Source organism: Pseudomonas sp. C9D1, assembly GCF_056491235.1.
The window spans coordinates 1,495,733-1,510,780 of the sequence record NZ_JBSZIE010000002.1 but is presented as its reverse complement, the minus strand read 5'-3'; the positions used below and the strand labels follow the sequence as shown (position 1 = coordinate 1,510,780).

Sequence of the window (15,048 nt, the reverse complement as noted above, 5' to 3'; positions counted from 1 at the left end):
ATGACCCGTCGCTGTTCCTGGCTGGTGCTGACGAGCCTGGCCGCCGGGCCGCTGCCGGCCCTGGCCGAAACCATCGCGCCGCAGGTGCCGGGGTTGGTGAACCCCAACCTGCAGCGCGAGCAGATCGAGCAGATCCAGCAGCAACGGCGTATCGAGGAGCGCGCACGGCGCACCCAGGTGCCGGCGTTGCGCGGCGAAGAACCGGAGGACCAGCGGTTGCCGGAGGGTGGGGAACGCTTCGTCCTCTCCGGCATCGGCTTCAACGCCTCCGAGTACCTGCCGCGGGAGCAACTGGAGGCCATGGCGCGGCACTATGTCGGGCGCGAGATCGGCTTCGAGGACCTGAACCGCCTGCTCAGGGCGATCAACGAGCTGTACGAGGCGCGCGGACAACTGACGGCCCGCGCCTTGATCCCTGCGCAGGACCTGGAGGGCGGCCAACTGCGCATCGTGCTGGTGGAGGCCAAGGTCGACCAGGTTTCCTGGAAGGGCGGCCCGCGCCGGGTGGACGATGCATTCTATGATCGGCGCCTGCACGTCGAACCGGGCACGACCCTGGACAGCCCGGCCCTGATGAATGCCATCCAGCGCTTCAACGCGACCACGCCCGGCCCCCAGGTGACGGCCAGCCTGGCGCCGGGCGCACGGTTCGGCACCACCGCGGTCGAGCTGGAGGCCTTCGAGCCCGACAGCCTGCAATGGAGCCTGTTCGCCAACAACTACGGGAACGAGGGCACCGGCCGCGAGCAGTACGGCGGCAGCCTGACCTGGTTCTCGCCGACCGGGGCCGCCGACGCCCTCAACCTGTTGCTGGTGGCGACCTCCGGGTCGCAGTACGGCAGCGTGCGCTACAGCCGCCCGGTCAATCGCTGGAACGGTGTCGCCTATGGCGAGGTCGGCGGCAACAGCATGACGGTCGAGGAAGGCCCGCTGGCGTCGCTGAACATCGAGGGTGAGTCCAGGACCTGGACGCTGGGCTTCGACCAGCCCTGGTGGCTGGACGAGCACTGGGTCCTGCAGGGGGGCGTCGGCTACAACCAGCAGCGCTCCGAGAACACCATCGAGGGCTTCACCCTGAGCGAGGTGGATACCCGGGAAGGCTTCCTGCGCGGCCAGGTGGAGTACCGCTCCGCGCCCTGGTACCTGCGCTACGAACAGCGCGTGCGCCAGGCGCAGGTGGATAACGCCGTGAGCGGCGACGGCGGCAGCTATGGCCTGCTCAACGGGCAGGGCTACCTGTCCCGTGCGCTGGGCGAGCAGTACGAGCTGGTGGGGCGGTTCGGCTGGCAGTTCGCCAGTGACACCCAGGCGCTGCCGGCGTCGCTGTTCTACCAGTTCGGCGGCATCAGCAGCGTCCGGGGCTACGATCCCGGGGTGATCTCCTCGCCCCAGGGGGCGACGCTGAACCTGGAGGCCTGGTGGCGGCCAAGCGAACGCTGGCAGCCCTTCGTCTTCTTCGACTACGGCCGGGCCATGGAGCTCGGCATCGCCGACATCGACCTGCAGAGCGTGGGTGTCGGCCTCAACTTCAACTGGGGCCGGCACCTGAGCCTGAGCCTGGTCGCGGCGAATACGCTCAAGGACGTGGTGCCGGACCAGGACAGCGGACAGGTGCTGGCCCAGATTGTCCTGCGTTGACCCCTCAATCGATAGAACGGAGAACCAAGATGACCACGCTGTTGCTTTACAAGGATATCCAGGCCCTCAACCGCGAGCAGCACCAGGCGCTCAAGCTGCAGCAGTCGGAGAACTGCGACTTCGCCGCGTCCACCCACCTGGTGCCGGTCGCCGGCCTGGAGTTCTTCCAGGCGGCGCGCCATTACCCGCTGGTGTTCATCGGCGAGGGCAACCAGGCCACGCCGATCGCGCTGCTGGGGCTGAAGGAGGGGCACAACGGCTACCTCGACGCCGAGCAGCGCTGGCAGGCCAACACCTACATCCCGGCGTTCATCCGCCGCTATCCCTTTGTGCTGGCCCAGGACGAAGCCAGCCACTTCACCGTCTGCTTTGACGCGGCGTTCAGCGGCTGGAGCGAAGAGCAGGGCAAGGACCTGTTCGACGCGCAGGGGCAGAACAGCGACTACCTCGACGAGATGATCCAGTTCCTGCAGAACTTCACCGCAGAGATGGAGCGGACCCGCACCTTCGTCGAGAAGCTGCACGCCCTCGACCTGCTCAGTCCACGTGCCATCAAGCTGTCCCATACCAGCGGCGAGAGCTTCGTGCTCAGCGATTTCCTGGCGGTGGATGAGGAGAAGTTCCTGGCGCTGGCGGACGAGCAGGTGCTGGACCTGCACCACAGCGGCTTCCTCGGCTGGATCTACGCGCACCTGATGTCCCTGGGCAATGCCAACCAGCTCTTCGACAACTACCTGAAGCGCCGCGAGCCCGCCGAGGTCGTGACCCACTGATGGTGTCGGCCGGCCGCCTGGCCTGGCGGCCGGCCGTCCCGCCAGGCCGGAGCGGCCGTTGCACCTGCGCTGAGCAACGCCGCGCTACTCCCCATGGCCAGGTCCATGCCACGCCTTTCGCCAGGTCGTACTAAGACTAAATGGCTAGGCGGCCAGGCTGTGCAGCCCCGCGGTGGAGGGATTTAATGCGGGCACTTATCCAAAGACACTGCCGGCCTCCCCCCTGCCGGGGAGGCGTCATCGGCCGGTGCTGCACGAGGTGCTCCGATGTCGTCGTCCCGCCTGCCCATCGCGCTCGCTTGCGCTCAATCCCTGCTCGCCACCGCCCTGCTGCTGGCCGTTCACCTGGCCGGGTTGCCCTGGCCCGTCGCGCTCCTGGGCCTGGTCGCGGCCTGTTGGCTGCCGTTGTTGTTGCGCCGGGCGCCTGTCGAGGCGCCGCAGCAGATGGGCACGGACATCGCCCGACTGACCCGCGAGCTGTCCTTCACCACCAGCCACAATGCGCTGTCCGCCGCCGGCGTGGCCTATTCGGTGAAGCAGCTGGGCGAGCGCCTGGAGTCGCAACTGGACGCCGCCGCGCGCATCGTCGCCAGTGCCGAGGTGATGATCGATACCGAAGAGACCACCACCCGCCTCAGCCACGAGGCCCAGGCTTCCGCCCGCGAGGCGCGGCAGAGCAGCGAGGCCGGGCGCGAGGTGTTGCGCAGCGCCATCACGCGCATGCATGCCCTCGACACCCGCGCCCGTGACAGCCGCGAGCTGATCGCCACCCTCAGCCAGCGCAGCGAGGAGATCCAGCGGGTGACCTCGGTGATCCAGTCGGTGGCCAGCCAGACCAACCTGCTGGCCCTCAATGCCGCCATCGAGGCGGCGCGGGCCGGGGAGCACGGGCGCGGCTTCGCCGTGGTCGCCGACGAGGTGCGCGGCCTGGCCGGGCGCACCGCCAGCGCCACCGAGGAAGTGGGGCAGATGGTCGCCGACATCCAGCGCCAGACCGCCGAGGTGGTGGCGCAGATCGAACACCTCTCCACCGAGCTGGACGAGGGCGTGGCCCAGGTGGAACTGACCGGCCAGCACCTGGAAAGCATCGCCGGCCTGGCGGTGGGCGTGGAGGCGCAGATCGGTGCCATCGCCAGCGGTGCCGAGACCAACCGCGCGCAGCTCACCAGCCTGTTCGCCGCCGTCGACCAGGTGCGCAGCGACCTGGGCATCAGCGACCAGCAGACCCAGCGCCTGGCCGAGGCGGCGGTGCAACTGGAGGGCCAGGCGGAAACCATCAGCGAGCGCCTCGCCGAGGTGGGCCTGGACGACTACCACCAGCGCGTCTACGACCTGGCGCGCGAGGGCGCCGAGCAGATCGCCCGGCGCTTCGAGGCGGACATCGAGCAGGGCAGGGTGGGGCTGGAGGATCTCTTCGACCGCCACTACCAGGCGGTGCCCAACACCGCGCCACCCAAGTTCCGCACCCGCTTCGACAGCTACGCCGACCAGGTGCTGCCGGCGATCCAGGAGCCGCTGCTCAAGCGCCACGAGGGCCTGGTCTTCGCCATCGCCTGTACCCCGGAAGGCTACGTGCCCACCCACAACCAGGCCTTCGCCCACCCGCCCGTCGGCGATCCGCAGGTGGACATGCTGCGCAGCCGCAGCAAGCGCAAGTTCGGCGACCGCACCGGCATCCGCTGCGGCAGCCACCAGAAGCCGCTGTTGCTGCAGACCTACACCCGCGACACCGGCGAGCTGATGCACGACCTCTCGGTGCCGATCTTCATCCGTGGCCGCCACTGGGGCGGCCTGCGCCTGGGCTACCGCCCGGAGCAGGGCTGAGCCTTGATGTAGGGCGGGTGAAACCCGCGATGGCCCGTGCGCGGGGGTGTCGGGTTACACCCGACCTACGCGTCCTGTTCTCCGTGAACCCGCCGTAACGCCGATGGCAGAGGCCTCGAACCGTCCGCCGCATCTACTACCAAATGAGTAAGGCATCGCTTCCATGGGGGCATTCCGGGGGCTCCGGGGCGCTGACTAAGATCGGCCCATCACCTGGCCATCCCAGCGCCAGGCTCCGACAAGAGAGGCCATCGTCATGATCTATGCGCAACCGGGTACCCCTGGCGCCGTCGTCACCTTCAAGCCGCGCTACGGCAACTTCATCAACGGCGAGTTCGTCGCGCCGCTGGCCGGGCAGTACTTCACCAATACTTCGCCCGTGAATGGCGAGGTGATCGCCGAGTTCCCCCGCTCCGACGCTGCCGACATCGACCGCGCGCTGGACGCCGCCCACGCCGCCGCCGACGCCTGGGGCAAGACCTCGGTGCAGGACCGCGCGCTGATCCTGCTGAAGATCGCCGACCGCATCGAAGCCAACCTGGAAGTGCTCGCCGTCACCGAGACCTGGGACAACGGCAAGGCCGTGCGCGAAACGCTGAACGCCGACGTGCCCCTGGCCGCCGACCACTTCCGCTACTTCGCCGGCTGCATCCGCGCCCAGGAAGGCTCCGCCGCCGAGATCAACGAACACACCGCCGCCTACCACTTCCACGAGCCGCTGGGCGTGGTCGGGCAGATCATCCCGTGGAACTTCCCGCTGCTGATGGCCGCCTGGAAGCTGGCCCCGGCCCTGGCCGCCGGCAACTGCGTGGTGCTCAAGCCCGCCGAGCAGACCCCGCTGTCGATCATGGTGCTGGCCGAGATCATCGGCGACCTGCTGCCGCCGGGCGTGCTCAACATCGTCCAGGGCTTCGGCAAGGAAGCGGGCCAGGCACTGGCCACCAGCAAGCGCATCGCCAAGATCGCCTTCACCGGCTCCACCCCGGTGGGCGCGCACATCATGCATTGCGCGGCGGAGAACATCATTCCGTCCACCGTCGAGCTGGGCGGCAAGAGCCCGAACATCTTCTTCGCAGACATCATGCAGGCCGAGCCGGCCTTCATCGAGAAGGCCGCCGAGGGCCTGGTGCTGGCCTTCTTCAACCAGGGCGAGGTGTGCACCTGCCCGTCGCGGGCGCTGGTGCAGGAGTCGATCTTCGAGCCCTTCATGGTCGAGGTGATGAAGAAGATCAAGGCGATCAAGCGCGGCGACCCGCTGGACACCGACACCATGGTCGGCGCCCAGGCCTCCGAGCAGCAGTACGACAAGATCCTCAGCTACCTCGACATCGCCCAGCAGGAAGGTGCCGAGCTGCTCGCCGGTGGCGCTTCCGAGCGCCTGGGCGGTGACCTTTCCAGCGGCTACTACATCCAGCCGACCCTGCTGAAGGGCCACAACAAGATGCGCGTGTTCCAGGAGGAGATCTTCGGCCCGGTGGTGGGCGTCACCACCTTCAAGGACGAGGCGGAAGCCCTGGCCATCGCCAACGACACCGAGTTCGGCCTCGGCGCCGGCCTGTGGACCCGCGACATCAACCGCGCCTACCGCATGGGCCGTGGCATCAAGGCCGGCCGTGTGTGGACCAACTGCTACCACCTGTACCCGGCCCACGCCGCCTTCGGTGGCTACAAGAAATCCGGTGTCGGCCGCGAAACCCACAAGATGATGCTCGACCACTACCAGCAGACCAAGAACCTGCTGATCAGCTACGACATCAACCCCCTGGGCTTCTTCTGATCCCCGAGCCTGGAACGGCCCGCCGCCTGCGGGCCGAATCCCCTTGTCGACCACCACCCCCCGCGCAAGCTGCACACTCCGGCGGGCGGATGATTGTCGAGCCACGGCCCTTCGGGGCCGTTTTTTTGCTCATCGGTTATCCACTTTATGGGAGCGAATTCATTCGCGATGGCGCATCCGGCCGCTCGAAGCCAGGTGCTGGCGGCGGGTCTTTCGCGGCTGAAGCCGCTTGTATGTCCTAGGGTGGAACCTGTCGGGGGGCGGAGGGAGCGAAATCGCTTCTGCAAGCCAGACCGTGGGAGATTTCTCCCGCCCCTCACCTCACTGCAAGCGCCGATAAGGAATCCATCGGCTCAGGTCCGCCCCCGAGACCGACCATATCTGCAAGCCTGCGCCATCGTGAGCCCCCGACAGGTCATTCCATCTTGGCCCTGGGAGTTCGTCATGACAATGCAGAGCACCGTAATCGGTATCGATGTCGCCAAAGACAGTCTGAGTCTGTATCGAGCAGATCTGGAGCAGGCCAGCGAGCTCATCAATGAGCCGCACGCTATCGCCACCTGGCTCAAGAGCCTGCCTGCAGGTTGCAGCCTGGCCATCGAAGCCACCAACACCTACCACGTTGCCGTCGCCACGCTGGCGCACAAACGTGGCCACAGGGTCTACGTGATCGATGGTTACCGCCTGAGCAACTACCGCAAAGGCATCGGTGGCCGGGTCAAGAACGACCTGAGCGACGCCCGCCTGCTGGCCCGCTATCTAGCCCATGAGCAGAAGCAGTTGCACCCCTGGGCGCCGCCGAGCCGCCTGTACCGCAAGCTGCAGGCCCTGTTGCACCGTCGCGCCACTCTGGTGCGAGTAACGACGGCTCTGCGCCTGAGCTTCGCCCAGGATCGCCAACTGGCGGAGGCATTGAAGCCCGTCCTGCAGCAGATGAAAGACCTGGAGCGGACACTCAACAGGGCGCTGCAATCCACGCTGAAAGAGGCCGGTTTGAGCGCGCAGGCACAACGTTGCCAGGAGATCGAAGGGGTTGGCCCGATCACCGCTGCTGCGCTGAACCTGGCCTTCCTGCGGGGTACCTTCCGCAGTAGCGATGCATTCATCGCCTTCCTCGGGCTGGATGTCCGGGTCAGGGAGTCGGGGCGCTACATCGGCCGGCGCAAGCTGACCAAGCAGGGGGATCCGGAGATACGACGGCTACTGCATAACGCCGCCATGGCCGCCAGTCGCACAGCCGCCTGGAAGGAACGCTATCAAGCTTATTTGCAGCGGGGTTTGAAGAAGACCGAGGCCCTAACGATCCTCGCCCGGAAACTGGCCAGAATCGCCTTTGCCCTGATGACCAGCCAACAGCCGTACCGACACCGGGACGCTACGGCTGGTTGACATAGAATCTCCCACAGGTCGGCATCTGCGGCTCGGTCGGGCGTCGCTCCGTTGGGCCTCGCTGCGCTCGGCGCCAACCTACGGTTGCGTGCAGGCCGGCAATCACCATACGGGCCCGGACGCTGCAATGGTGGATGGGTGAAGCGTCATCCACCCTACATTCCGGCCTACCGCCGAGGTTGGTTCGGGCACGGTAATTCGTAGGGTGGATGGCGCTTTTTCATCCACCAAGCGGACTCGCCGGGGACGCTTGGCGAGCCCGTTTCGCAATGCTCTCGCCGCGTCATCCAGGCCCTGACACAGCTGTTCCACCTCTCGCTGCGCCTGTCCTGCGCCTGCGACAGTTGCCCGCGTCTCAACTTCATCACGCTAGCGCCGTCTCCCTCGCCAAACCCCTCTGCCACGGGCCCTGCAGCCATTCAGCACAACGCTGGCACAGCCATTGCGATAGGGCTGGGGCCGTGGCGCGAGGCTGCGGCCCTAATAAGAATCGGAGACCCACTGATGAAGCACATTGGCCTGCAACGCAGCGGAGGCTGGGAGCCACCGCCCGCCGCCTCGACCTTCAAGCACCTGATCGCCGCCATCGCCCTGGGCGTGGCCTGTTCCTCGGCCGCGTGGGCGGCCGACGTGGACGGCAAGCGCATCATCGCCGCCGACCAGGAGCCCGGTAACTGGATGAGCCACGGGCGCACCTACGACGAGCAGCGCTACAGCCCGCTGAAGACCATCAACGACAACAACGTCGGCAAGCTCGGCCTGGCCTGGAGCTACAAGCTCGACCTGGATCGCGGCGTGGAAGCCACCCCCATCGTGGTCGACGGGGTGATGTACACCACCGGGCCGTTCTCGGTGGTCTACGCGCTGGACGCCCGCAACGGCAAGCTGCTGTGGAAGTACGACCCGCAATCGGACCGAAACCGCGCCGGCGAGGCCTGCTGCGACGCGGTGAACCGCGGCGTGGCGGTGTGGAAGGACAAGATCTACGTCGGCGTGCTCGACGGCCGCCTGGAGGCCATCGACGCCAAGACCGGCAAGCGCGTCTGGTCGGTGGACACGCGCAACGACAAGAAGCGCAGCTACACCATCACCGGTGCGCCGCGCGTGGTGAACGGCAAGGTGATCATCGGCAACGGCGGCGCCGAGTTCGGCGTGCGCGGCTACGTCACCGCCTACGACGCCGAGACCGGCAAGCAGGCCTGGCGCTTCTTCACCGTGCCGGGCGACCCCAAGCTGCCGCCGGAAGACAAGGCCATGGAGATCGCCCAGAAGACCTGGTTCGGCGACGCCTTCGTCGAACAGGGGGGCGGTGGCACCGCCTGGGACTCCTTCGCCTTCGACCCGGAGCTGAACCTGCTCTACATCGGCGTCGGCAACGGTTCGCTGTGGGACCCGAAATGGCGCAGCCAGGCCAAGGGCGACAACCTGTTCCTGTCCTCCATCGTCGCGGTCAATGCCGACACCGGCGAATACGCCTGGCACTACCAGACCACCCCCGGCGACGCCTGGGACTTCACCGCCACCCAGCACATGATCCTCGCCGAGCTGCCCATCGAGGGTAAGCAGCGCAAGGTGCTGATGCAGGCGCCGAAGAACGGCTTCTTCTACGTCATCGACCGCGCCACCGGCGAGCTGCTCTCGGCCAAGGGCATCGTGCCGCAGAACTGGACCAAGGGCATGGACATGAAGACCGGCCGGCCCATCGTCGACGAGGAGAACGCCGCCTACTGGAAGAACGGCAAGCGCAACCTGGTGACCCCGGCCTTCTGGGGCGCCCATGACTGGCACCCGATGTCCTACAACCCCAACACCGGGCTGGTGTACATCCCGGCGCACATCATGTCGGCCTACTACGAGCACATCCCGGATGCGCCCAAGCGCAACCCGTTCAAGAGCATGTACCAGCTGGGCCTGAAGACCGGGATGATGCCCGAGGGCCCGGACGGCCTGCTGGAAATGGCCAAGACCTGGTCCGGCAAGCTGATCGCCTGGGACCCGGTGAAGCAGGAGCCGGTCTGGGAGGTGCCCTACGTCACCATCTTCAACGGCGGCACTCTGAGCACCGCGGGCAACCTGGTGTTCGAGGGCAGCGCCGATGGCCGGGTGATCGCCTACGCCGCCGACAGCGGCAAGAAGCTCTGGGAGCAGCCCGCCGCCAGCGGAGTGATGGCTGCACCGGTGACCTACAGCGTCGACGGCGAGCAGTACGTGACCTTCATGGCGGGCTGGGGCGGGGCCTTCTCCACCTTCGCCGGGGCCCTGTCCCTGCGTGCCGGCGTGCAGCCCTTCTCCCAGGTGCTGACCTACAAGCTCGGCGGCACCGCCAAGCTGCAGGAACCGGCACCGCCGGCCGACGCCCCGCAGCCGCCGCCACTGACCGCCAGCGCTGCGGATGTGGAGGCCGGCGCCAAGCTCTACGACGGCCACTGCTCCCAGTGCCACGGCATCCACGCGGTGAGCGGCGGCGTGCTGCCGGACCTGCGCAAGCTGACGACCGAGAAGCACCAGATGTTCCTCGGCATCCTCTACGGCGGCCGTGTGCCCGACGGCATGCCGTCCTTCGCCGAGGCCTTCGACGCCGCCGAGGTCGAGCAGATCCACCAGTACCTGATCAAGCGCGCCCATGACCTCAAGCAGGAAGGCGACGCCTGGAAGCGCTTCAGCGCCAAGTGATCCGCCGGGCGGGCCGGATGCCCGCCCGTTCCACTCCCTGAAAGCAAGCGAGAGCGACCATGACCGAGACCCCCCTCTACCAGAACTACATCGCCAACGCCTTCGTCGGCAGCGACCAGCACATCGAGGTGCACAACCCGGCCAACGCCGAGCTGCTGGCGCGGGTGCCGGAATCCCCCATCGAGCAGGTGGAGCGCGCCATCGCCGCCGCCCGTGGCGCGCAGAAGGCCTGGGCCGCCAAGCCGGCCATCGAGCGCGCCGGCTACCTGCGCCAGATCGCCACCAAGGTGCGCGCCAATGCCGAGCGCCTGGCGCGGATCATCACCCGCGAGCAGGGCAAGGTGCCGGCGCTGGCGCTGGTGGAGGTCAACTTCACCGCCGACTACCTGGACTACATGGCCGAGTGGGCGCGCCGCCTGGAAGGCGAGGTGCTGACCAGCGACCGGGTCAACGAACACGTGTTCCTGCTGCGCAAGCCGCTGGGCGTGGTGGCCGGCATCCTGCCGTGGAACTTCCCCTTCTTCCTCATCGCCCGGAAGATGGCGCCGGCCCTGCTGACCGGCAATACCATCGTCATCAAGCCCAGCGAAGAAACGCCGATCAACTGCTACGAATTCGCCCGCCTGGTGGCCGAGACCGACCTGCCCAGCGGCGTGTTCAACGTCGTCGGCGGGCGCGGCGCCAGCGTCGGCCACAGCCTCACCAGCCACGCGGGCGTGGACCTGATCAGCTTCACCGGCAGCGTCGGCACCGGCGCGCGGATCATGGCCGCCGCCGCGCCGAACATCACCAAGCTCAACCTGGAGCTGGGCGGCAAGGCCCCGGCCATCGTCCTCGCCGACGCCGACCTGGACCTGGCGGTGACCGCCATCACCGCCTCGCGGGTGATCAACACCGGGCAAGTGTGCAACTGCGCCGAGCGCGTCTATGTGGAGCGCAAGGTGGCTGATGCCTTCATCGACAAGATCGCCTCGGCCATGGCCGCCACTCGCTACGGCGACCCCTCCGAAAACGCCGACCTGGACATGGGCCCGCTGATCAACCAGGCCGGCCTCGACAAGGTCGCGCAGATGGTGCGCACCGCCCAGGGCCAGGGTGCCCAGGTGGTCACCGGCGGCGCGGTGGCGGACAAGGGCAAGGGCTTCCACTACCAGCCCACGGTGCTGGCCGGTTGCAAGGCGGACATGGAGATCATGCGCAAGGAGATCTTCGGCCCGGTGCTGCCGATCCAGATCGTCGACGACCTCGACGAAGCCATCGCCCTGGCCAACGACAGCGAGTACGGCCTGACCTCATCCATCTACACCCGCAGCCTCGGCGCGGCGCTGAAGGCCAGCCGCGAGATCGACTTCGGCGAGACCTACGTCAACCGCGAGAACTTCGAGGCCATGCAGGGCTACCACGCCGGCACGCGCAAATCCGGCATCGGTGGCGCGGACGGCAAGCATGGGCTGTACGAGTTCACCCACACCCACGTGGTGTACATCCAGGAGTGAGGGGCGGGCGTGGCGGCGGTGTTCGCCGCCACGCCTGATCGCGAATGAATTCGCCCCTACGGGTCAGAACATCTCATTGGGCTGGACGATGCCGTGCTTCTTCATCTTGCGGTACAGCGTGGAGCGGGAAATGCCCGAGGCCTCGGCCGCGGCGCTGATGTTCCAGCGGTGCTGGCGCAGGGTGGCCAGCAGGTGCCGGGCCTCGTCGTCGCCCAGCTGGCCGGCGAGGCTGGCGGGGGCTTCGGCGCGGGGCGCGAGCGTGGCGGGGAGGGCGGCCTGATGCAGTTCGGCGGGCAGGCAGTCGCAGTCGATCACGCCATCCTCGGCCAGGGCCACCGCGTAGCGCAGGGCGTTGAGCAACTGGCGGATATTCCCCGGCCAGGGATGGGCGAGCAGGCGCTGGCGGGCCGCTTCGTCCAGGCGCAGCCCCTCGGCGCCGGGTTGGGCGGCGAGCAGGGCCTCGATCAGCTCGGCACGGTCACTGCGTTCGCGCAGGGCCGGCAGGGCCAGGGTCATGCCGCTGAGGCGGTAGAACAGGTCCTCGCGGAACAGCTTGGCCTGGATCATCCCGGCCAGGTCCTGGTGGGTGGCGGAGACCACCTGCACATCCAGCGGCACCGGTGCTTCGGCGCCCAGGGGGAAGATTTCGCGCTCGGCCAGCACGCGCAGCAGGCGTGTCTGCAGGTGGGCGGGCATGTCGCCGATCTCGTCGAGGAACAGGGTGCCGCCGTTGGCCAGCTCCAGCTTGCCCTTCATGCCTTTCTTGCTGGCGCCGGTGAAGCTGCCGCCGCGGTAGCCGAACAGTTCGCTCTCGATCAGCGTCTCCGGGATCGCCGCGCAGTTGAGCGCCACGAAGGGCCCGGCACGCCGGGCGCTGGCCTGGTGGATGGCGCGGGCGAAGGCCTCCTTGCCGGTGCCGGTCTCGCCGGTGATGAGGATGGGGATACCCTTGTCGATCACCTTGCGGATGCGCCGCACGCCCTGTTGCAACTGCGGGTCGCCGCCGCCCAGGTGTTCCAGATTGGGGTGCTCGCTGGCCGGTGTGCGCACCTGCGGAGCGGGCGTGGCGGGGCGCAGGTGCCCGGCGGGAATGCGCAGGCCAACGTCCACCAGCGCCTCGCCCTGCAGGGCGCGCAGGCGCACGCCACGGGCGCCACCGCTGGTGAGGCTGAGCAGCTCATCGACGTCGGCCGGCAGCAGGCTGTCGATGCGCCGGCCGAGCAGGGCGCGGCCCTGGGTCTCTTCGTAGGCGACGAAGGCGGCGCGGTTGGCACCGATCACCCGGCCCTGTTCATCGAGGGCCAGCAGCTGTTCGTTGGCCAGGTCGGTGATGTCGTCACGGGGCTTGATGGCCAGGGTCAGGCGGTCGCGGTAGCTCTGGCGGAAGTGGGCGTTCTCGATCAATCGGGCGTACATGATCACCAGTTGCAGGGTCAGGTACTGCGCCTCCTTGGGCCCGTCGCTGTTCAGGCAGGTGGCGTTGAGGCAGCCGCGCAGGTGGCCCTGGGCATCGAAGATCGGCGACACCGAGCAGCTCAGCCGCGCATTGGAGGTGAGGAAGTGTTCCTGGCGGTGGATGGTCAGCGCCTGGCCGGCCGCCAGGGCGGTGCCGATGCCGTTGGTGCCGGCCACGGATTCATCCCAGCGGGCGCCGACGATCAGGCCGGACTGGGTGTAGAGGTCGCGCTCGGCGGGCAGGCGCGCATCCAGGGTGATGCCGTCCTCGTCGCTGAGCAGCACCGCGAAGCCGGCCTGCACCACACGGCGGGCGAGGCCGGTGACGCCCTGGCTGGCGATGGCCAGGTATTCCTGGTGCTGGGCCTGGTGCTGGCGGATCTCGGCGGCGGTGAGGATGTTCTTCTCGCCGCGCCCGCGCGGGTTGAGGCGGTGCTGGGTGACGCTGCGGTACCAGGACTGGGCGATGAGCCCGTCGGGGCGGATGCCGCGCCCGGAGAAATGGTGGTCGACGAAGGCCGCGAGTTCGCTGGCGCTGGTCTCCGAGGCATGCAAGGTCATAGGCACTCCCGTTGGCCGATGGTCGCCCCTGGGGGCGCGCCTCGGCGTCTTGTTGTTTTGGTCGAACCGGCAGCCCGGCCGGACGCTCCAACCATAGACCGCAGAGCAGTTGCCTGCAGTTATCCATCCGTCGGAGATGGCACGGATACAGCAAGGCACATGCCGAAAGCTTCAGTCGCCGCTGCAAGGCCCGGTCCAGGGCGCTTCGTCGCCAGGCCGTGCCGTGCGAGGCGCGTGGGCAGCCGTCGCAGAAATGCGACAGCTGTAGCGGGCGGGCGCACAGCTGTCGCACGCACGCTACCAAATCAGGACCGGAACTCGTTCGAAAGTAGCATTCGGGGGTGTCGGGCCTGGTGGTTAACTCAAACCTGCCGGAATTCTCCGGCGCCATAAGAAGAGGAACGACCCATGTGGACTAAACCCGCCTATACCGACCTGCGCATCGGCTTCGAAGTGACCATGTACTTCGCCAACCGCTGATCGTCCTTGCCCCGGTCCGCCGGGGCTTCCCGCCAGGGGTTCCCATGCATATCCAGATTCTCGGCTCCGCCGCTGGCGGGGGCTTTCCGCAGTGGAACTGCAACTGCCGCAACTGCGCCGGCCTGCGCGCCGGCACCCTCAACGCCGAGGCGCGCACCCAGTCCTCCATCGCCCTGAGCGATGACGGGGTCAACTGGGTGCTGTGCAACGCCTCCCCCGACATCCGCGCGCAGATCGAGGCCTTCCCGGCGTTGCAGCCGGCCCGGCGCCTGCGCGACACGGCCATCGCCGCCGTGCTGCTGATGGACAGCCAGATCGACCACGTCACCGGCCTGCTGACCCTGCGCGAGGGCTGCCCGCATCCGGTGTGGTGCACGGAGATGGTCCACCAGGACCTGACCAGCGGCTTCCCGCTGTTCACCATGCTGCAGCACTGGAACGGCGGCCTGGCCTGGAACCCCATCGCCCTGGACGGCGAGCCCTTCACCATTCCCGCCTGCCCGGGGCTGCGCTTCACCGCCATCGCCCTGCGCAGCAGCGCACCGCCCTATTCGCCGCACCGGGGCAACCCGCACCCGGGCGACAACATCGGCCTGTTCGTCGAGGACCTGCGCACCGGCGGCTCGCTGTTCTACGCGCCGGGCCTGGGCCAGGTGGACGAGGCGCTGCTGGGCTGGATGCGCCGCGCCGACTGCCTGCTGGTGGACGGCACCCTCTGGCGCGACGACGAGATGCGCCTGTGCGAGGTGGGCGACAAGCTCGGCAGCGAGATGGGCCACCTGCCACAGAGCGGCCCCGGCGGCATGCTCGAGGTGCTCGACGGGCTGCAGGGCAAGCGCCGGGTGCTCATCCACATCAACAACACCAACCCCATCCTCGATGCCGATTCCGCCGAGCGCGCCGAACTGGACGCGCGCGGCATCGAAGTGGCCCGCGATGGCATGGCCATCCGCCTCTGAGCCGGTGGCGCATAACAAGGAGC

At 67.9% G+C, this 15,048-nt stretch carries 10 protein-coding genes; 9 read left to right on the top strand and 1 reads right to left on the bottom strand.

Features of this window, described 5'->3' with window-relative positions; all coding sequences use genetic code 11:
- The 7 genes from ACXI0U_RS15180 to aldA all read left to right on the top strand — a co-directional run bounded on the left by ACXI0U_RS15180 (position 1) and on the right by aldA (position 11,570).
- A complete protein-coding gene (locus tag ACXI0U_RS15180) occupies positions 1–1,638 on the top strand; it encodes a ShlB/FhaC/HecB family hemolysin secretion/activation protein (protein WP_021218550.1) in 1,638 nt (545 codons plus the stop codon).
- Positions 1,639–1,667: 29 nt separating this feature from the next.
- The gene (locus ACXI0U_RS15175) at positions 1,668–2,411 is read left to right on the top strand and encodes a SapC family protein (RefSeq protein WP_431482388.1); all 744 of its coding nucleotides are present in this window, start codon (positions 1,668–1,670) and stop codon (positions 2,409–2,411) included.
- A gap of 267 nt (positions 2,412–2,678) precedes the next feature.
- Positions 2,679–4,235 carry a methyl-accepting chemotaxis protein gene (locus tag ACXI0U_RS15170; RefSeq protein ID WP_479550501.1) on the top strand — a complete coding sequence of 519 codons (1,557 nt, stop codon included), beginning with the start codon at positions 2,679–2,681 and terminating at the stop codon, positions 4,233–4,235.
- A 256-nt stretch (positions 4,236–4,491) separates the two neighbouring features.
- Positions 4,492–6,012, top strand: a complete 1,521-nt coding sequence (exaC, locus tag ACXI0U_RS15165; protein ID WP_021218553.1) for an acetaldehyde dehydrogenase ExaC — start codon at positions 4,492–4,494, stop codon at positions 6,010–6,012.
- Between the two features lie 444 nt (positions 6,013–6,456).
- Positions 6,457–7,401: an IS110 family transposase gene (locus ACXI0U_RS15160; RefSeq protein ID WP_431482168.1), complete on the top strand. Its 945-nt coding sequence runs from the start codon at positions 6,457–6,459 to the stop codon at positions 7,399–7,401.
- 504 nt (positions 7,402–7,905) lie between these two features.
- Positions 7,906–10,074: a PQQ-dependent dehydrogenase, methanol/ethanol family gene (locus ACXI0U_RS15155; RefSeq protein ID WP_479550500.1), complete on the top strand. Its 2,169-nt coding sequence runs from the start codon at positions 7,906–7,908 to the stop codon at positions 10,072–10,074.
- A gap of 59 nt (positions 10,075–10,133) precedes the next feature.
- Positions 10,134–11,570 carry an aldehyde dehydrogenase gene (gene aldA, locus ACXI0U_RS15150; protein ID WP_431482385.1) on the top strand — a complete coding sequence of 479 codons (1,437 nt, stop codon included), beginning with the start codon at positions 10,134–10,136 and terminating at the stop codon, positions 11,568–11,570.
- A gap of 63 nt (positions 11,571–11,633) precedes the next feature.
- Here the strand turns inward: aldA and ACXI0U_RS15145 are convergent, their stop codons facing one another.
- Positions 11,634–13,586 carry a sigma-54-dependent Fis family transcriptional regulator gene (locus ACXI0U_RS15145; protein ID WP_479550499.1) on the bottom strand — a complete coding sequence of 651 codons (1,953 nt, stop codon included), beginning with the start codon at positions 13,584–13,586 and terminating at the stop codon, positions 11,634–11,636.
- A gap of 408 nt (positions 13,587–13,994) precedes the next feature.
- Between ACXI0U_RS15145 and pqqA the strand changes: the two genes are divergently transcribed.
- Both pqqA and pqqB read left to right on the top strand, forming a co-directional pair.
- The gene (gene pqqA, locus ACXI0U_RS15140; RefSeq protein WP_003243383.1) at positions 13,995–14,066 is read left to right on the top strand and encodes a pyrroloquinoline quinone precursor peptide PqqA; all 72 of its coding nucleotides are present in this window, start codon (positions 13,995–13,997) and stop codon (positions 14,064–14,066) included.
- Between the two features lie 44 nt (positions 14,067–14,110).
- On the top strand, positions 14,111–15,025 hold the full coding sequence (gene pqqB / locus ACXI0U_RS15135; protein ID WP_479550498.1) for a pyrroloquinoline quinone biosynthesis protein PqqB: 915 nt from the start codon (positions 14,111–14,113) through the stop codon (positions 15,023–15,025).
- The last annotated feature ends 23 nt before the right edge of the window (positions 15,026–15,048 follow it).